The organism is Kitasatospora purpeofusca, assembly GCF_042691725.1.
GTDB classification, from domain to species: Bacteria; Actinomycetota; Actinomycetes; order Streptomycetales; family Streptomycetaceae; genus Kitasatospora; species Kitasatospora purpeofusca_B.
The window spans coordinates 231,192-250,083 of record NZ_CP170483.1 but is presented as its reverse complement, the minus strand read 5'-3'; the positions used below and the strand labels follow the sequence as shown (position 1 = coordinate 250,083).

The 18,892-nt window shown below is 74.1% G+C and carries 13 protein-coding genes; 7 read left to right on the top strand and 6 right to left on the bottom strand.

The features are described from left to right. Positions 1 to 82 precede the first annotated feature (82 nt). Complete coding sequence (locus ACFCLZ_RS01120) at positions 83 to 997, top strand: hypothetical protein (RefSeq protein WP_380282664.1); 915 nt, start codon at positions 83 to 85, stop codon at positions 995 to 997. A 133-nt stretch (positions 998 to 1,130) separates the two neighbouring features. Here the strand turns inward: ACFCLZ_RS01120 and ACFCLZ_RS01115 are convergent, their stop codons facing one another. From ACFCLZ_RS01115 to ACFCLZ_RS01105, 3 genes are all read right to left on the bottom strand, one after another. Next, complete coding sequence (locus ACFCLZ_RS01115; RefSeq protein ID WP_380282663.1) at positions 1,131 to 1,298, bottom strand: hypothetical protein; 168 nt, start codon at positions 1,296 to 1,298, stop codon at positions 1,131 to 1,133. A 244-nt stretch (positions 1,299 to 1,542) separates the two neighbouring features. Next, on the bottom strand, positions 1,543 to 2,379 hold the full coding sequence (locus tag ACFCLZ_RS01110) for a hypothetical protein (protein WP_380282662.1): 837 nt from the start codon (positions 2,377 to 2,379) through the stop codon (positions 1,543 to 1,545). A 227-nt stretch (positions 2,380 to 2,606) separates the two neighbouring features. After that, a complete protein-coding gene (locus ACFCLZ_RS01105; RefSeq protein ID WP_380282661.1) occupies positions 2,607 to 2,981 on the bottom strand; it encodes a hypothetical protein in 375 nt (124 codons plus the stop codon). A 189-nt stretch (positions 2,982 to 3,170) separates the two neighbouring features. On the opposite strand from ACFCLZ_RS01105, the gene ACFCLZ_RS01100 reads away from it, so the two are divergent. Then, positions 3,171 to 4,382 (top strand): MFS transporter, encoded by a 1,212-nt coding sequence (locus tag ACFCLZ_RS01100; protein WP_380282660.1) that lies wholly within the window; start codon positions 3,171 to 3,173, stop codon positions 4,380 to 4,382. A gap of 33 nt (positions 4,383 to 4,415) precedes the next feature. Here the strand turns inward: ACFCLZ_RS01100 and ACFCLZ_RS01095 are convergent, their stop codons facing one another. Both ACFCLZ_RS01095 and ACFCLZ_RS01090 read right to left on the bottom strand, forming a co-directional pair. Continuing rightward, positions 4,416 to 5,348: a LysR family transcriptional regulator gene (locus tag ACFCLZ_RS01095; protein WP_380282659.1), complete on the bottom strand. Its 933-nt coding sequence runs from the start codon at positions 5,346 to 5,348 to the stop codon at positions 4,416 to 4,418. Between the two features lie 38 nt (positions 5,349 to 5,386). After that, a complete protein-coding gene (locus ACFCLZ_RS01090) occupies positions 5,387 to 6,019 on the bottom strand; it encodes an HD domain-containing protein (RefSeq protein WP_380282658.1) in 633 nt (210 codons plus the stop codon). Between the two features lie 71 nt (positions 6,020 to 6,090). On the opposite strand from ACFCLZ_RS01090, the gene ACFCLZ_RS01085 reads away from it, so the two are divergent. Together ACFCLZ_RS01085 and ACFCLZ_RS01080 are read left to right on the top strand one after the other, a co-directional pair. After that, positions 6,091 to 7,032, top strand: a complete 942-nt coding sequence (locus tag ACFCLZ_RS01085; protein ID WP_380282657.1) for a GlxA family transcriptional regulator — start codon at positions 6,091 to 6,093, stop codon at positions 7,030 to 7,032. Positions 7,033 to 7,164: 132 nt separating this feature from the next. Continuing rightward, positions 7,165 to 7,773, top strand: coding sequence for an RICIN domain-containing protein (locus ACFCLZ_RS01080; RefSeq protein ID WP_380282656.1), 609 nt, complete (start codon positions 7,165 to 7,167; stop codon positions 7,771 to 7,773). A 90-nt stretch (positions 7,774 to 7,863) separates the two neighbouring features. Here the strand turns inward: ACFCLZ_RS01080 and ACFCLZ_RS01075 are convergent, their stop codons facing one another. Next, positions 7,864 to 9,897 (bottom strand): M4 family metallopeptidase, encoded by a 2,034-nt coding sequence (locus tag ACFCLZ_RS01075; protein WP_380282655.1) that lies wholly within the window; start codon positions 9,895 to 9,897, stop codon positions 7,864 to 7,866. A 364-nt stretch (positions 9,898 to 10,261) separates the two neighbouring features. On the opposite strand from ACFCLZ_RS01075, the gene ACFCLZ_RS01070 reads away from it, so the two are divergent. The 3 genes from ACFCLZ_RS01070 (at position 10,262) to ACFCLZ_RS01060 (ending at position 18,846) form a co-directional block, all read left to right on the top strand. Next, entirely contained in the window at positions 10,262 to 16,486 is a 6,225-nt protein-coding gene (locus tag ACFCLZ_RS01070; protein WP_380282654.1) for a DNRLRE domain-containing protein, read from the top strand. Then, on the top strand, positions 16,483 to 16,719 hold the full coding sequence (locus ACFCLZ_RS01065; protein WP_380282653.1) for a hypothetical protein: 237 nt from the start codon (positions 16,483 to 16,485) through the stop codon (positions 16,717 to 16,719). Before ACFCLZ_RS01070 ends, ACFCLZ_RS01065 begins: the two co-directional genes overlap by 4 nt. Positions 16,720 to 17,037: 318 nt before the next feature. Next, complete coding sequence (locus tag ACFCLZ_RS01060; protein WP_380282652.1) at positions 17,038 to 18,846, top strand: hypothetical protein; 1,809 nt, start codon at positions 17,038 to 17,040, stop codon at positions 18,844 to 18,846. Positions 18,847 to 18,892: the final 46 nt, after the last annotated feature.

The window sequence follows — 18,892 nt, the reverse complement described above, 5'->3', positions numbered from 1 at the left end:
TAAGCTCCCCGATCACACCAGTTGACGGAACATCACAGAACGCCGGGAGACGTCCGCCCGGTGGCGGGAACAGGAGTACGCGGTGGCAGAGGTGGTCTTCGTCCACGGCATGGGGCCGATCGACCAGAGCGCCGACGAGTTGCTCGCCGACTGGCGCACCGCCCTGGCCGCCACCCTGCGCCGGGAGGGCGAACCCGCGCTCGCCGAACGCCTGGAGGGCGGTGCCACCGACCTCGCGATGGCCTACTACCGCCACCTGTTCCGCCCGCACGACCCCGCCGACCAGTGGGACGTGCGCCTGTCCGGAGACCAGGCCAGGACCGCCACCGACATCGGCGTCGGCCTGCTCGGCGGCATCGAGGAGCACGCCACCCGCGACCGCGACCGCGCCGAGGCCGCCCGCGAACTCGCCGCCTTCCGCGCCGACCTCGGCCCCGCCCAGGGCCCGCCGGAACTGCTGCGCCTGGCCGTCGGCGGCCTCGCCCGCTGCGGAGCGGTCGCCCGCGCCGGGTTCGCCGCCGCCAAGACCGTCCTGCTGCGCAACCTCTCCCAGGTCGCCGCCTACCTCGACGACGAGGACGTCCGCGAACGCGCCGTCGCCGCCGTCCTCGACCACGTCGACGCCGACACCCGCGCCGTCTACGCCCACTCCCTGGGCAGCGTCGTCGCCTACGAGGCCCTCCACCGGCTGGAGCACCCGCTGCCCCTGCTGGTCACCTTCGGCTCCCCGCTCGGCCTGCGCACCATCGTCCGCGAACGCCTGCGGCCCCAGCCGCCGCGCGTGCCGCCCACCGTGAAGCGCTGGGTCAACCTCGCCGACCGCGACGACTTCGTGGTCGCGCTGCTCCACCTGGACAAGGTCTTCGGCGACGCCACCGGCGTCCTGGAGCCGACCGTCAAGGTCGCCAACCGGGGCCTGGACGCCCACGCGGCCGTCAAGTACCTCGGCCAGGCCCCGGCCGCCGCCCCGCTCGCGGAGGTGCTGCGCACCGGCTGACGCGACCCGGACCGCTCAGCCGCCGCCCAGCCCGCCCCGGCGCGCGGTCCTCGAACACGCCGGCGAGGTGCGCCGCCGGTCGGCCGTGTCGTGCACGGCCCGCCGCACTCGCACGACGCCTCCCGGGGCATTCCTACGGCCCGGACTCCCCGGCCGGCTCGGCGTGTTCGAGCAGCCCCAGGGCCTCCAGCAGCAGTCGGCAGTCCGCGGCGTCCCGGGCCCGCGCCGCCACCGTCCTCCGTGCCCGCGCCCGGACCTCGGGCGACCCTGCATCGCCCGGCGGTGCGAACAGGTCGCCCATCGTCTGCAGTTCACGATTGGGCCGAGTCGTCGCCACTGTCGCCTCCCGTCCGGAACGCGCCGGTCGTCCAGCGTACTGCGCCCGCCGGACATCCGGGAAAACCGCCGTCCGCCGCCCGCCCCGGCGAGCGGCACGGTCGAGGAAGCGGTCGTCGAGGAACGCCACCGGCACGGCCCCTGACGCCCGATCTCGGACCGGGCCGCTATGACCGAATCCCCCTCCGGGGCACCGGAACCCTCACCGGCTACGCCGAGCTGCTGATCGCCTCCCACCACCCGCGCTCGGCGGCCGCCCTGACCTCCGCCAGCGCCTGTTCGCGGTCGACCGGAGGCGGCCGGAACCGGCCGGCCGCCACCCGGACGTGCTCCTCCCAACGGTCCTGCCAGAAGTCGACCGTCCACCCGGGCCAGCGCTTCGGCATGTCGTAGGCCTCCGCCGTCGCCCCGAGCGTCCACCAGCCCACCCGGCGCCGCAGCGGATCGACATGGACCCCGGCGTCGACCGCCACCCGGCACACCCCGTGCTCCGGGGCGCCCGCCAGCCGGTCGAGCAGGCCGAGGCCTTCCCGGATCGGGGGGTCGGCGTCGTTCGCCACCACGAAGCAGCCCTCCGATCCGACCGTCACCACCGCGGCCAACGGCTCCGGGAGCGCGAGCTCCTCGTCGTCCGGCCCGAGCACCTTCCCGGCCCAGGTCTCGCGTCCGCGGACCCGGACGAGTTCCGGATCCAGCCCCAGGTGTGTCCGCAGGTCCGCGTTGCCGTCGTACGCCCACCGAACGTCCCACCCCGCCCAGGCCTGCCGCAACAGCTCCAGGGTCGCGGGGCGGTGCCGCAGCCCGGCGCTCGGCCCCTCCCAGGCGAACAGCAGCAGGATCCTCCGGCCGAGATCGATGAGTGCCGCGCCCTGGCAGAGCACGTCGTCCAGCCACCAGTCGTCCACGCCCAGCCCCCGGACCATCGCGAGTGCCTCCGTCGGCCCCGCCAGCAGGTCGAGGTCGATCCCCAGGGCACCGAACCGGGAGAGGTGGAGCTCGTATCCGCCGCTCTCGCGGACCACGACGAAGTTCGCACGATCGGCCACGGCACCACCATGCCCGACCCCGGATTCGGGCCGCCACCGAATTCCGTCCCCTGGACCGTCCTGCGGCGCCGTTCCAGGCGCGCGCGAATCCGCGGGTCAGAGGGGAGGAAATTGTTCCAGCGTGACCTGACGGTGCGGGTGTCCGCCCACCCGGTCGGCGCCGGGAGGGCCGGCTGCGCGTCGACGACCACGGCCGCCCCTTCCGCACGATGGCCGACCGCGCCCCGTCACAGCAGGGTGAGGACGTCCTCGTGCAGTTCGTCGAGGACGAAGCCGTTGTCCCACCGGACCCGGACCGTCACCCGCCGGCCCCGCCCCCGGTACGCGGCCCACTGCGGCTCCAGTCCGGCGATCTCCGCCGCCAGCCGTTCGCGACTCGCCTCCGGCATGGTGTGCCCGTAGTCCTCGAGCAGCGCCTTGAGCCGCTGGTACTCGCGGACCTCCTGGCTCTGGGGGAGTTCCCCGTTCACCCGCTCGACGGTGCCCTCCATCCCGGCTCCGAGCGCGAGGAACCCGACGGCGGCCCCGGGCTCCCCGGCGAGTGCCTCACCGATCGCGAGGTCCTCGGCCAGCCTGACGCGGCGGCCCTCCTCCAAGGTCATCCGTTCTCCGCCTCTCCGTCGATCGGTGCCGCTGCCGCAGCCGGCCTCGGAGGTCACGGTACCCGGCTCCCGGCGACGGGTGACACGCGACGGGCGGGGCGGCGCGCCTCACGATCGATGAGCCGGGCTCATCGATCGATGAGCCCATCGATCTTGTTCGGCCCTTCCCCCGGCTGATGGGCTGAGCGCATGACGAACCCGCCAACCCTCGCACCACCGGCCGCTCCGCCCGCCACCGCGCAGCGCTGGTCGCCGGTCCTCGCCGTCGCGCTCGCCACCTTCACCGTGGTGTCCTCCGAGATGATGCCGGTCGGTCTGCTCACCGAGCTGGCGCACGGCCTCGGGGTCAGCGACGGGGTCGCCGGGCTCTCCCTCACCATCACCGGCCTGATCGCCGCCGCCCTCGCCCCGTTCACCCCGGGGCTGGTCGCCCGGCGCGAGCGCAGGGCCGTCCTGGTGACCTTCATGGTGCTGCTCGGCCTGGCGAACGCGCTGTCCGCCCTGGCGCCGAACTTCGCCGTCCTCGCCGTCGCCCGGGTCCTGCTCGGTGCGGCGATGGGCATCGTCTGGGGCCTGGTCACGAGCCTCGGCCCGCGCCTCGCCGAAGGCCCGCGGACCGCCCTCGCCATGACGCTGATCTTCTCCGGCGTCTCCATCGCCTCCGTGCTCGGCGTCCCGCTGGGCACCTTCCTGGCCGCGCTGCTCGACTGGCGCTTCGCGTTCTGGACGCTCGCCGCCCTCGGCGCCGTCTGCGCCGCCGTCCTCGCCGCCGTCCTGCCGGTGCTGCCCGCACCGCCGGTGCCCGAAGGCGGACGGCCGGGCGGGCCGGCCGCCGCGCTGCGCCACCGCGGCGTGGCCGTGGGAATCGCCGTCACCGCCTTCGTCGTGCTCGGCCACTTCGCCGGCTACACCTACGTCCGCCCCGTCCTCGAAGCCGACGCGGGCCTGAGCAGCGGCGTGATCGCCGCCTGTCTGCTGGCCTACGGGCTGGCGGGCGTCGCCGGGAACTTCACCCTCGGCCCGCTGTCCGGGCGCCACCCGAGGACGGCCGTCGCCGTCGCCCTCACCGGTGTCACCCTGGCCGCCGTGCTGCTCCCGCATGCCGTGGGCGGCGTCGGCACGGTGCTGCTCGTGCTGGTCCTCTGGGGCGTTTCGTACGGCGGGGTGTCGGTCTCCACCCAGGCCTGGGTGCGCACGGCCGCCCCGGCGGTGATCGAGGCCTCGGCGGCCCTCTGGGCGGGCGTGTTCAACGCGAGCATCGCGCTCGGGTCCCTGGCCGGCGGCCTGGTGGTGGACCGGGCCGGGAACCGCGCCGTCCTGCTCACCGCGGCGGGGCTGGCCGCCGCCGGGCTGCTGCTGACCGTGCTGTCGCGGCCGCTCGGGCGGCGGCCGGACCGGTAGCCCGGCGCCGGCCCCCGGGCCCGGTCGAGGGGCTCAGTCGAGCTGACCGGCCAGCAGGCCGGTGAACCCGGCCGCCAACGGGTGCGGCCGTCCTTCCCGCTGGACCACCTCCAGGGCGGTCGGCTCCAGTTCGGGCACCGGCAGGTAGCGGATGTCCGGGCGCTGGACGTAGCGCGTGCTGCGCTCGCACAGCAGCAGCCCATGACCGGTGCTGGCCACCATCGACAGGCCCTCCTGGAGGGTGACCGCTCCCGTCGGGTAGGACAGCGTCCGCCCGCTCGGAGTCCGCCGGGGGGCGTTCGCCTGCCGCCAGTACTCGGGAGCCGGGCCGCGCGGCTCGATCAGCGGCAGCCCGGCCAGCTCGTCGCCGCCCACGCCGTCCATGCCGCCCGTCCCGTCCACGCCGCCCACTCCGCCGGCGAGGCGCCGCGCGGCGTTGACCGCGACGAACACCGGCTGCCGGGAGAACGTCAGCAGCACCTCCAACCCCGGCTCCCGGCACGGGGCGAGCACGATGGCCAGGTCCACCTCGCCCCGGGCGAGCTGCGAGAACGGATCCGCCCACGGCAGTTCGACCAGCCGCGTGGTGCCCTCCGGCAGGCCCGCGATCACCCGGGCGACCGGCTCGTACACCGCGCACTGGAAGCCCAGCCGCAGCGGCCGGTCCGTCGCCGCCCGGGCGCGGGCGGCGTCGTAGCCCTCCCTGAGCCGCTCGAAGGCGGGAACCACCTGCTCGGCCAGGACGCGTCCGAGCTCGGTCAACTCGACCCGCCGGCTGGTCCGTCGGAACACCGGGGCGCCGACCCGGTGCTCCAGGCGCTTGATCAGCTGGGAGACCCGCCCCTGTGAGACGCCGAGACGCTGCGCCGTCCGGCCGAAGTGCAGCTGGTGGACGAGGACGGAGAAACACTCCAGCTCCTGCAGCGGCAGTTCGGGCAGGAGCGGGGCCGGCGTCGGTGGTTCCACCTCGACAGCCTACGCCCGGCCGCGCACCGCGCCCCGGGTCATTCCCCCCACGGGCAGGAGGCCGCGGCGCGCTCCAACTCGGTCACGCCGTCGGCCCGGCGCTCCCGCAGCAGTTCGCCGCCGAGGGAGTAGCGGGGGGACGCGGCGTCCGACCGGGCGGCGCGTTCCACGATCGCGTCGACGAGGGAGCGGACCATCGACAGGCGCGGATGGGCGGCGTGGATCCGCTTCTCCCACGGGGAGACGACCTCGGCGTTGCGCCCGAAGTCGCTGCCCACGCCCTCGCGGGTGAGGTAGCACAGCCGGCCGCGGCGCTCGGCGATGCCGGGCGAGGTGTGCAGGGCGATCGCCTCCCACACCCGGTCGACGTCGGCCTTGGGAACGTCGTGCCGCCGCAGCAGATCCGCCGCCAGGTCCGCGCCCTCCACCTCGAAGCGGGCCGCGCCCGGCGCCTGCTCGCCCACGCCCAGATCGTGCAGCACGGTCGCGGCGAACAGCAGGTCGCGGTCGTACGCGGCGTCCTCCAGACAACCCTCGTGGGCGGCGACGAGCTCGGCGAAGAGGAAGCTGCGCACGCTGTGATTGGCCACCGAGGGGGTCTCGGAGGACCGCGCGGTGGAGAGGACGGCTTCGGCCAGGGGGCCGGTCGGCAGGTCGAGTGAGAAGTCCATGGGCGCAGCCTACGAATCCTCCGCCGGCCCCGGACAGTGGCACGCGTGGCGGGTACCGCTAGGATCGTGCCATGTCGGCTGTGGAGGAGCACCGGGTCGCGGTGCTGGCGCTTCCGGGAGTGCTCCCGCTCGATCTGGGCATACCGGTGCAGGCCTTCGGCACGGACCCGCACTACCGGGTCACCGTCTGCGCCGACCCGGCGGCCGGGCCGGTCCGCAGCGGCGGGTTCACCGTCACCGCACCGGCCGGGCTGGAAGCGCTGCGGGACGCGGACACCGTCGTCGTCCCCGGCTACGAGGACCCGCAGGCCGCGCCGCCCGCCGCCGTGCTGTCGGCGATCCGCTCCGCGCACGGCCGAGGCGCACGGCTGGTGTCGATCTGCACCGGGGCGTTCGCGCTGGCCGCCGCCGGACTCTTGGACGGGCGCCCCGCGACGACCCACTGGCGGGACGCCGCCGCCCTGCAGCGCCGCTACCCCCGGATCGACGTGCGTCCGAACCGGCTCTTCGTCGACGACGGCGACATCCTCACCTCGGCGGGAGTCACCGCCGGCATCGACCTGTGCCTGCACATCATCCGGCGCGACCACGGCGCCGCCGCCGCCAACAACCGCGCCCGGGCACTCGTCGCCCCGCCCCAACGGCCCGGTGACCAGGCGCAGTTCATCGAACGCTTCCGGCCCGCCGACCGCGGGGAGGAGCTCGCCCCGGTCCGCGCCTGGATGCTCGACAACCTCGCGCACCGCCACGGCGTGGACGAACTGGCCCGCCGCGCGCACATGTCCCGCCGGACCTTCATCCGGCGCTTCCAGCAGGAGACGGACACCTCGCCGATGGCCTGGCTGACCGCCGCCCGCGTCGACTGGGCCCGCGAACTCCTGGAGACGACCGCGGCCCCCGTCGAACAGATCGCCCGGCTCAGCGGTCTGGGCAGCCCCGCCGCCTTCCGGGCGGCCTTCCACCGCCATGTCGGCACCTCCCCGACGGACTACCGGACCACCTTCCGCCGCTGACGCCGCCCCGCGCGCCGCCCGCCGGTGTCGAGGCTCGGCCATGATCGGAACGGCCGGTACTCGACTGTGCGCGGGCGCCGCCGTGGCCCTAGCTTCATTGGTCTGAACCAGTCCGACGGAAGGATCCCAATCATGGACGGACTCAGGCGAGTTGGCTCGATCCTCGGCGCCGCCGCGGCGGCACTGACCCTGTGCGCAGGACCCGCGGCCGCGGTCGGGCAGCCCGCGGCACCCCCGGCGTCCGACCCGGTGTCCGGCAGCACCCTCGCGGCGGGCCCGGCGGCGAGCGGGGCGGCCACCACGTACGCCCGGAGCTACACGCTCACCAGCAACAGCCCCGAGGCCAACGGCAAGTGTCTCGACGTCTGGGACTGGGGCAACGGGCCGTGGGTCCAGATGTGGGGCTGTCACGGCGGCAGCAACCAGTCCTGGAACGTCTCGTTCAACAGCGTCGCTCACGGCTACCAGATCCAGAGCAACGCCAGCGGCAAGTGCATCGACGGCTGGCGGGGCCGGGGGCAGCAGGTCGTCCAGCTCCCGTGCGACAACAGCGCCTCGCAGACCTGGATCCTGTCCGCGAGCGGCGGTCCCTGGCACTTCGTCAACGCCCAGTTCCCCGGCTCCTACCCCCTCCCCGGCGTCACCGGCCAGTGCCTGGACATCTACGACTGGGGCCGCGGCACCACGGTCCAGCTGTGGGACTGCGGGAGCCAGAGCAACCAGGAGTGGTGGTACAACTGATCCACCCCGGCCCCGAACAGAGCTGCGCCGCGGTCCGTCCCCTCGACGGACCGCGGCGCGGCGGTTTCAGCGGGCGTCAGAGCCTGCCGGTCACACGGCCTGCCAGAGCGCCGGGACGTTCGGCGGCTCCCAGCCGACGTAGGCGGTGTGGCCCTGGAGGCAGCGGTAGCTGACCCCGTTGTAGGTCACGACGTCGCCGGCCTTGTAGGTGGTGCCGGCCGCCCAGGTGCCACCGGGGTCGGGCGTGCCGTTGCCGACCGTCAGGCTGAACTGGCCGGTGTGGACGGTGGCGCCGGCGGTGCCGGTGACGGTGACCTGGTAGGTGCCGGTCGCGGCGGCCGAGGAGGCCGACAGGGTCAGGGTGGCGGAGGCGCCGGCCTGGACGGACGACGGGCTGAACGTCGCGGTGACGCCGGACGGGAGGCCCGAGGCGGTCAGGGCGACGGTCTGCGCGCTGCCCGAGGTGACGGCGGTGTTGACGGTCGCCGTGGTCGAGGCGCCGGGCTTGACCGAGCCGGACGACGGGTTCAGCGCGAGCGAGAAGTCGTCGCCGCCGTTGTTCGTGCAGGTGGGGTCGCCGCTCTGGGCGGGGACGCTGACGGCGTCCCAGGCGGCCTTGGTGCGGTTGAAGAGGTTGCAGCTGGTGTCGAGGTTCTTGGCGGCGGTCAGGGTGGTGGTGCGGTAGCGCTTGTAGGTCATGCCGCTGGTCTTGAGGAGCATGCCGCCGTAGAAGATGCGGCCGGCGTCCTTGATGCCGACGCCGGTGACGGAGGAGCTGTTGCAGGTGGGGCTGGTGGGCTTGCCGCCGCCGGGGTTGGAGCCCTCGGCGAGCAGGTAGAACCAGTGGTTCAGGGGGCCGGCCGCGGCGTGGACCTCGGTGCTCGGGATGGAGGCGGAGTAGCAGTTGGGGTTGTTGCTGACGAGCGAGGGGTTGTACATGTTGCGGATGGGGCCGCTGCCGACGAGGTTGATCATCTCGCCGACGAGGTAGTCGGGGCTGTCGTACGGCGCGGGCTGGTTGGCGTAGGCCTCGGTGAGGGCGCCGAAGATGTCGCCGGTGCCCTCGCCCAGGCCGTTCTCGTTGTTGGCGCCGCCGGGGGTGAACTGGTCGATGCCGTGGCCGAATTCGTGGCCGACGACGTCGATGGAGGAGATCCACTCGTTGGCGTTGCTGTGGCCGATGGAGATGGAGGAGCCGTCCCAGTAGGCGTTGACGTCGTTGAGGCCGACCTTGACGGGCCAGCTGCCGCCGTTGCCGTTGTGGCCGTTGCGACCGAGCCAGTCGCGGAGCATGTCCCATTCCTTCTGGGCGGCGAACATGGCGTCGCCGCAGCCGGTCTCCTTGCTGGTGGGGCTGCCGTTGCCCCAGGAGTCGGAGGACTTGGTGAAGACCTGGCCGGTGGCGTTGTCGGCGCAGCTGAGGCCGGGGCGGCCCGGGTCGCGCAGCGAGTAGGAGCTGCCGGAGCCGGTGGTGTTGATGGTCGGCGAGGGGCCGTTCCACTTGCTGTTGAGCGTGCCCGCCCGTGCGTCGTCGTAGCTGTCGATGACCTCGCCGGTGGTGGCGTCGACGAAGACGTGCAGACGGCTGGGGGCGTTGCCGTTGCGGCCGTTGAGCACGGTCTCCCAGGCGAGGCGGCCGCTGTCGCCGTCCTTGACGCGCACGACCAGGCGCCGGGACTCGACGGAGTCGACGACGGCGAGCTTGGTGCGCGCGGTCTTCTCGGCCTTCTGGGCGCTGATCCGGGCGGTGGTCGCGCCGCCTATGCGCCCGCTGGTGGCGGACTGCAGGCCGCGGACCTTGCCCTGGGCGTCGGCGAGCACGACGGCGTCGCCGCCGACCACCGGCAGCCCCTTGTAGGTGCGCTCGTAGGCGACCGAGTAGAGGCCGCCGACCCAGGGGGTGACGTTCGCGCGCTCGTAGGTCTCGTCCGGGCCCTTGGCCAGGGCGTCCAGGCCGGCGGCGGCCGCGGCGTCGGCGGCGTTGACGGCGGCGGCCAGGCCGCTGGGCGGCGCCGGGGTGGCCGCCGCGGCGGCCGGGCCCGCGGTGGCGGCGATGGTGCCGGCCAGCAGGGTCAGGGTGGTTGCGGCGGTCAGCAACCGTCCGGCGGTAGCACTGCGTTTCATCGAGGCTCCTAGCATGTGGGGGTCCTCGACCGCGGAAGGCATGGCTGATGGCGCACCGCAGGGCCGTGTTCGGGGACGGCCGTGCGGGCCGTCCGCGTTCGGGTGCTCGAACCCTCACATGACGTCATGCCCCGGTCAATAACCGGTGCGTGCGATGAACGGGGTTGGCAAGTTCCGTCAAGAGCGGCCGGCCCGACTCCGTGCCGGGTCGGGGTTCCCGCTGTCGTGATCACGACCGGGTGAATCTTGGTCGAACAAACGCATGCCACGACGATCATTTGACGCTGTTTGGTCAATTTTGATCTTCCCGGCCCCTCCTAAGCTCCGAGCGCGCCGTCGAGTGACGGTGAGTCAAGGAGTGGACATGAAGAGGGACATATCCGCACGACGCGGGCGCACGGCGCCCGTGGGCCTGCGGGCCTTGAGCGGGACGCTGGCGCTCGCCGTGGCCGTGTCGCTGCTGGCCGGGTCCGAGGCGGCGCTCGCCGCGTCGCCGGGCGGTGCCGCCGCGGCGGGCAAGGGGACGGACCGGTGGGCCACCTCCGCCGCCGACGTCCCGGCGGCGCGGATCGCGGCCCGGCTGTCCGGGCAGCGGGTCGAGGCGCTCTCCGAGCGCACCGAGACGTCGACGACCTGGGTGAACAAGGACGGTTCGCTCACCACCGAGCTGTTCGCGGGCCCGGTCCGCTTCCAGCGCGACGGCCAGTGGGTGGACGTCGACCTCGGCCTTCAGGCGGCCGCCGACGGATCGGTGGCGCCCAAGGCCCACCCGCACGCGCTGCGGCTCGCCGGCGCCGGCGGAACCCGCGCGAAGTCCCTGTTCCAGGCGCAGGGCGCGGCGCAGGCCGCCCGCACCCTGGTGACCCTCGGTCAGGGCGACCAGCAGGTCGAGCTCCAGTGGAACGGCGGCCTGCCCAAGCCCGTCCTGGACGGCACGAAGGCCACCTACCGGGACGCGATCGCCGACGGCGCGGCCGACCTGGTGGTGGAGGCCACCCGCACCGGCTTCGAGCAGTACACGGTGCTGAAGCAGCGCCCCAGCGCCGCCGGGTTCTCGTACACGATGCCCCTGCGCGCCGACGGGCTGAAGGCCGAGGCCCAGCCGGACGGCAGCGTGCTGTTCACCGACCAGGCGTCCGGCGAGACGAAGGCGGTGCTGCCGGCCCCGGTGATGTGGGACGCGACCACCGTCCCGGGATCCGGCGAGCACCCGCGCCAGGCGAAGGTCGGCCTCGAGGTCGTGCAGCACGAGGGCGGCATCGACCTCGTCTTCACCCCGGACGCCGCGTTCCTCGCGGACCCGCAGACCCGGTACCCGGTGACCGTCGACCCGTCCACCACGGCCCTCGGCAACGTCTTCGACACCCGGGTCCAGCAGGGCGAGACGGTCGACTGGTCGGCCGACACCGAGATCTACTGGGGCAACTCCGGGACCAAGAACGCGGACGGCTCCTCCCGCCAGGCCCGGTCCTTCATCAACTGGAACACCGCGCCGATCGCGGACGCGCTGATCACCAACGCCACCCTGTCGCTGTACAACTTCCACTCCGGCAACAGCGACTGCCTGCCCTACGCGTGGGACATCTGGGACACCGGCCTCGCCTCGACGGCCTCGCGGTGGACGGCGCAGCCCTCCTGGAACTCCAAGAAGGCCACCGGTACCGAGACCAAGGGCCGGGACGCCTGCGGCGGCGACGGCTGGATCACCGCCGACGTCACCAACCTGGTGCAGACCTGGACGTCGGCCAAGAACACCACCTCGGGCATGGGCCTGCGCGCCCCGGACGAGACCAACACCAAGTACTGGAAGGAGGTGAACTCCGCCAACGCCGCGAGCAACGTGCCGAAGCTGACGGTGACGTACAACTACCGCCCGCGCACCGGCACCGACCAGCAGGCCGGCTCCCCGTTCTACAAGGACACCGCCGGCACCTGGTGGGTCAACTCGACCACCCCGACCCTGCGCGACACCTTCGTCGACCCGAACAACGACAAGGTCGACGGCACCTTCCAGATCTTCGACGCCGCCACCGACACCCAGGTGGGCAACGTCCTGGTCTCCCCGTACGTGCCGAGCGGCGCCCCGGCCTCCGTCAAGGTCCCGGCCGGCGTGCTGACCAACGGCAGGACGTACAGGTTCCGCACCTCGCCGTACGACGGGCTGCACTACAACAACAACTGGTCGCCGTGGGCCACCTTCACGGTCGACACCTCCGCCCCCTCGGCGCCCGCCGCGCTCTCCTCGGCGGACTACCCGGCGGGCCAGTGGGTCAAGGGCCCCGGCCAGGCCGGAACCTTCACGGTGACCCCGCCCGCGGGTGACCAGAGCGCCCTGGAGTGGACGCTCGACGGCGCGACCTGGACGAAGGTCGCGACCAACGGCTCCACCGCGCCGGTGTCCTTCACCGCGACCCCGCCCAAGGGCGGCACCAACACCCTCCAGGTGCGGGCGGTGGACCGGGCGGAGAACAAGTCCGAGGCCCTCTCCTACACCTTCCAGGTCGGCGCCGGCGGCGTCACCTCGCCGAACGACGGCACCCGCACGGCGGCCCGCCTCCCGCTCGCCGCTGAGGCCGACGCCGCCCGCTACGACAAGGTGTCCTTCTCCTGGCGGCGCTCGGACGCCGACGCCTGGACGCAGGTCCCGGCCGGCGACGTCACCGGCAACGGCGCCGCACTGACCGGCTGGCCGGTGGCCCTCACCGCGGGCCGGAGCCCGGCGCTCACCTGGAACGCCACCTCCACGGTGACCCCGGACGGCACCGTCCAGCTCCGCGCGGACTTCACCGGACCGGGCGCCGCGGCCGTCTCCTCGGAGCCGGTCCGGGTCGTCGTCGACCGCAAGGCCGACGACGCGGCGACGGAGAACGTCGGACCGGGTGCGCTCAACCTGCTCACCGGCGACCTCCGGGTCCCGGCCACCGACGTGTCGGTGTTCGGCATGACGGTCGGCCGCACGCACTCCTCGCGCGACCCGCGGGCCGCCGCCGGCCAGGAGGGCCAGGCGGCGATCTTCGGCCCCAACTGGGTGTCCAGCGTGTCGTCGAGCCTCTCCTCCTCGGAGTACACCGAGGTCCGCAGGACCTCCGGCACCTCGCTCAGCGTGATGGCGGCCGACGGCTCGGCCGTCTCCTTCACGTCGAACGCGACGGGCACCGGCTGGGCGCCCGAGCCGGGCAGTGAGGACCTCACCCTCAGCGGCTCGTTCGGCGGCGGCTTCACGCTCTCCGGAGCCGAGGGCACGGTCACCTCGTTCGCCAAGGCCGACCCGGCCGCCGCCACCTGGACGGTGACCTCCACCCTGCTGGACGGGCGCGCCAACACCACCACCACCGTCGTGTCGGAGGCGACCGTCGTCGGCGGCAGGACGCTGACCCGTCCGAAGCTGGTCGTCGCGCCCACCTCCGCGCTCACCCCGGCGGCCTGCGCGGCGAACCCGGCCGCCAAGGGCTGCCGCGTCCTGCAGTTCGTCTACGCCGACGCGACCACCGCCACCGGCGTCACCACCGCCGGCGAGTTCGGCGACGTCGCCGGGCAGGTCAGCGCGATCAAGCTGTGGAGCACGGCGCCCGGAGCGGCCGCCGCCACCGCCGTCGACGTCGCCGCCTACCGCTACGACTCCGCCGGCCGGCTGCGCCAGAGCTGGGACCCGCGGACCGGCCAGAGCGGCCAGGACCAGTACACCTACTACACCCAGGGCGCCGACGACGGCCTGCTCGCCTCCGTCCAGCTGGGCGGCACCCGCGCCACCTCGCTGGCGTACGGCACCGTCGCCGGCCACCCGGCCGCGGGGCCGGGCATGCTGACGAAGACCTGGCACGACACCCTCGCCCCCGGCACCACGGGCACCGTCAACGGCACCGCCACGACCACCGTCGTCTACGGCGTCCCGCTCTCCGGCGCGAAGGCGCCCGAGGATCTCGGGGCGTCCGCCGCCTCCGGGTGGGGCCAGACGGACCTGCCGACCGACGCCACCGCGGTGTTCCCGCCGGACCAGCTCCCCGCCTCGAACAACGGCGCCGACCTGGGCGCCGGTGACTACACCCGGGCGACCGTGGGCTACCTGAACGCCTCCGGCCGCCAGGTCAACCAGCTCACCCCGGGCCACCACGTCACCACCACCGAGCACGACAAGCAGGGCCACCAGGTCCGCAGCCTGACCGCGGCCAACCGCGAGCTCGCCCTCGGGACCACCACGGCCGCCAAGGCCCAGCTCGCCGACCTCGGCATCGACACCCTGCCGTCCGCCGAGCGCGCCCAGCTGCTCTCCAGCGCCAGCGTCTACGGCGCGGACGGCCAGCAGGAGACGGACGTCTACAACCCGCTGCACCGCATCACCCTCGCCGCCGACGCGGTGTCCGGCACCACCGTCCTGGCCAGGGCCGGCACCCAGCTGCCCGCCCGTCAGCACACCGTGAAGACCTACGACGAGGGTCGGCCGACCGACGGCACCGCCAAGATCAAGAACCAGGTCACCCTCACCACCACCGGCGCCCGCCTCCGCGCCTGGCCCGACCAGCTGGTCGAGACCCGCCAGGACCGCACCGCGTACGACTGGGCGCTCGGCGTGCCCACCGCGCAGACCAGGGACAGCGGCGGCCTCGCCCTGACCACCACCACCGGCTACGACGCCCAGGGCCGGATGACCTCCACCCGGCAGCCGGCCTCCACCGGCTCCGACGCGGGGACCGCCCTCACGAGCTACTACACCGCCGACGGCACCGGCGTCTGCGGCAACCGCCCGGAGTGGGCCGACCTGGTCTGCCGGAGCACTCCCGCCGCGGCCGTCACCGGCGGCGGCGCGAACCCCGCCCAGCTGCCCACCCGGACCACCGAGTACGGGCAGTTCGGGCAGGTCACCCGCACCACCGAGACCGCCAACGGCGCCACCCGCACCACCGTGACCGGCACCGACGCCGCCGGGCGCCCCACCACCGTCACCGTCACCGACGGCCTCGGCACCCCGGCCCCGGCCACCACCACCGCGTACCATCCGGGCACCGGAGCGGTCACCCAGCAGACGTCCGCCGCCGGCGGCACGATCACCAAGGGCTATGACGAGCTGGGCCGCCTGATCTCCTACACCGACGCCGACGGCGCCGTCACCACCACGGAGTACGACGCCCTCAACCGCCCCACCAAGGTCACCGACACCGCCCCGTCCACCACCACCTACACCTACGACACCGCCGTCGACCCGCGCGGCCTCGCGACCACGGTGACGGACTCCGTCGCCGGGAGCTTCACCGCCCGCTACGACGCGGACGGCTCGCCGCTCACCCAGGGCCTGCCCGGCGGCTACACCCAGACCGACACCAAGGACCCGGCCGGCACCACCGTCGGCCGCGTCCACACCCGCGACAGCGACGGCGTCGTGCTGGTCTCCGACGGCATCACCGAGACGATCCACGGACAGCGGGCCACCCACACCGGCACCCCCGGCGTCACCGCGGCCCAGACCTACACCTACGACCGGGCCGGCCGGCTCGTGCAGGTCCAGGACACCTCGACCGACGCCGTCTGCACCACCCGCACCTACACCTTCGACCGCAACACCAACCGCACCGGCCTCGCCACCGCCGACGCCGCCCGCGGGCTGGCCTGCACCACCACCGGAGGCGGCAGCCAGACCAGCGCCTACGACACCGCCGACCGCCTGGTGAACGCCGGGTACGGCTACGACGCGTTCGGCCGCACCACTGCGCTGCCCGGCAGCACCGTCGCGTACTACAACACCGACCTGGTGCAGCAGCAGACCAGCGGCTCCAACCGGCAGAACTGGACCCTCGACTCGGCCCAGCGCTTCCGCGCCTGGACCACCGAGACCAACAACGCCGGCACCTGGACCCAGACCGGCGCCAGGACCAACCACTACGGCTCCGACACCGACACCCCCCGCTGGATCACCGAGGACACCGCGGGCAACCTGACCCGCAACGTCACCGGCCCCTCGGGCACCCTCGCCGCCACCACCACCAGGACCGGCGGCGCCGTCCTGCAACTCGCCAACCTGCACGGCGACATCACCCTGCGCCTGCCGCTGGACACCGCCGTCGCGCCCACCGTCCTCGACTACGACGAGTACGGCCAGCCGCGGGCCGGCCAGCCCGGCGCCCGCTACGCCTGGCTCGGCGACAAGCAGCGCTCCGACGAGACCCCTGGCGCGCTCACCCTGATGGGCGTGCGCCTCTACAACCCGGCCACCGGCCGCTTCCTGTCCCCGGACCCGGTCCAGGGCGCCAGCGCCAACGCCTACGACTACTGCAACGCCGACCCGGTCAACTGCACCGACCTCAACGGCCGGATGCCCGGCTGGCTGAAGGCGGCGCTGAAGGCCGCCGTCTCCCGGGCGGTCCAGCTGGCCGTCACCGCCGCCGTGGCGGCCTGGGTGCCCTTCCTGGCGCCGTGGGCCCTGCACATCGGCAACTGCGCCGGCGGCGCCTGCGCCGGAGTGCTGTTCGGCAGCGGCAACTGGAAGCAGCGCATCGTCTGGGCCGTGGCCGGCTGCCTCGCCGGCTTCGTCTTCGACCGGGGCGTCTCGCAGAGGATCGTCGACAAGGTGATCGGCGTGGTGAGGAGGTTCGTGTGACACCGGAGCAGGAACCGCCGGCGCGCGGCGGGAGCCCGCTGCGCCTGGCCGCGGCGGGCGGGGGCTGGCTCGCCCCGTCCTTCCTGGCCGCGTACCTGCTCGCCGACCGCCTGACCGCCGGCGCCACCGCCCGCACCTGGTGCACCCTGCTCCTCGCACCGGTGATCGGCCTGGCCCTGCGCGCCGCGACCACCCTCGTGGCCCGCCGCCGGCACCGGCGGACGAACCGCTAGCCCGACCCGCACCCGCGCGGGCCGGCCCACCGCACCACGGTGGGCCGGCCCGCGCCGTTGCGCCGTGCCCGCCGCGCCACCCGGCTCCGGTGTTCCCGGAACCGACCGCGCCCGCGCGCCGTCCCCTCCCACGAGTGAGGTCCGGGACCCGCGAACGGAGCCGCCCGCCCGCCGATCGGCCGCCCCCGCCGGGCTTGCCGGACGGGCGGGCCGGGAAGGACGGGACAAAGGCCCGGATGCGGGGGAGCGAGCGGCGGCGGGGCGCGGAGTGGGGGGCGTGTGACGAGTCGTGTCAGGCATGCGGTGCGGAGCGGGGCGGTGGGGCTGGCCGTGTGGTGGCTGTGGATGCCGCTGCTCGCGCTCGTCGTCCGGCTGGTCAAGCACCTCGCGTTCGGCGGCTTCGGCCAGCAGGACCAGAGCTATCTGCTGCTGATCGAGCGGGAGTTCTTCCCGAACGGCGGTCCACTGGACGCGGCGCCGCTGTTCTGGTTCTGGGTCGCGGTGGGGCTGTGCGGCACGGTGTGGGGGGTCGTCCACATCGCGGAGGAGGCCGGGGCGGACCTCGGCGGGTGGCGGGTGCGCCTGACCGCGGCGGTGGTCGTGCTCGCGGTGGTCGGCTCGCTGGCGCGCGCCGGCACCGGACTGTGGGACGCCGACAAGGACGCCGGCCGCTTCTACGCGGCGGCGACCGTGCTCGACATCCCGGCCGGCGGCGCGGGCACACCGCGTTCGGTGCTGCCGGTGACCGAGCACACCCGCCCCGGCGACGGCGGCCGCTGCGACCTGGTCGGCACCGCGGACGTGCCGGCCTGTGTGAAGACCGCGCCGATGCCGGACTTCGACTTCGAGGCGCGCACCGCCTCCTACGCCGCCGCGACCAAGGCGCTCACCGACAGCGCCGGCCTGACCTCCGGGATCCACCTGCTGGGGCACAGCCTGCACTACCTGCCCGACGACTCGGCGGGCGGCGGGGTGTGGACGGCCGTCCTGGACGGCTCCGGCGAGCAGCCGATGGAGGGCGTCGCCGTCTGGGACGGCCGCTCGAACTCCGTGGTCACCTGCGCCTTCCGCGGCGACCACGCCTTCCGCCGGGCCTTCGGCGGGACGGGGGCCGTCAGCCTGCGCAACCTGCTCGCCGAGCGCTTCCCGGGCCTGGTCTACAGCGACCAGGACATCTGGGGCTACTGCGACGGCACCGACCCGCGCACCGCCCGGCCGGTGGTGGTCATCTCGGTGGCGCGCCAGACCGGCTTCCGCCAGCGCACGGTGCTGGAGCCGGCCGGTGTGCTGGTGCTGCGCGGCTCGTCGGACGGCCGTCCGGACGTCTCCTACCGGGCGACCGTGGCCCCGGGCGAACTCCCGGGGGCGGTCTACCCGGCCTCGGTGGTCCGCTCGCAGATCCACGAGGTGCAGTGGCTCGGCGGGCGCGGCGCGAAGGACGACCGCGGCTTCGGCTACGCGCACACCTCGGCGGCGGCCAACGCCACCAACCCGGGGGAGTTCCTGCTGCGCTCGAAGGCGGACGGCCACCTCTACTACGTGACGCCGCTGGTGCCGAGGGACAGCTCCTCGCAACTGGTGGTGGCCTTCGCCGTCGTGCAGGCCGACCGCGCCGGCGGCGGCCTCAACGACCTGCACGTGTACGTGCGCGGCGACGACGACCCGTCGGTGAACCTGGACGTGCTGGCCAGCCGGATGGTGTCGTACATGGCGCAGCAGACGTCGATCACCATCAGCGCCGGGAAGGACGGTGCGCTGCAGGAGATCATCCCGTTCGGCCGGGACAGGTGGCGCGGCTTCGTGGACTTCAACGGGCAGACCCAGGACTACATCGACCTGTCCGGCGATGCCCGGGTGACGCCCAACCTGGTCTCGCTGAACGGCAGCATCACTGCGCCGGGCGGCCAGCCTCCCCAGGCCCCGGCGCCGTCCCCGTCCTCGCCGCCGTCCTCGGCCCCGTCCTCGCCGCCGAACCCGGCCTCGCCCTCCCCGCCCGCGGCCCCGCCGGCGGGCGGATGCGGGGACGATCCGGGGAAGTTGACGACCGGACAGCTCGCGGCCTGCGTCGCGGAGCTCTCCAAGGCGCTCCAGGGCCGGGTCCAGGACCAGGCCGCCCCCCGGCCCTGACCCGGACGACCGCCCGAGGCCCGTGCCGGACGCCCGGCCACCCGAA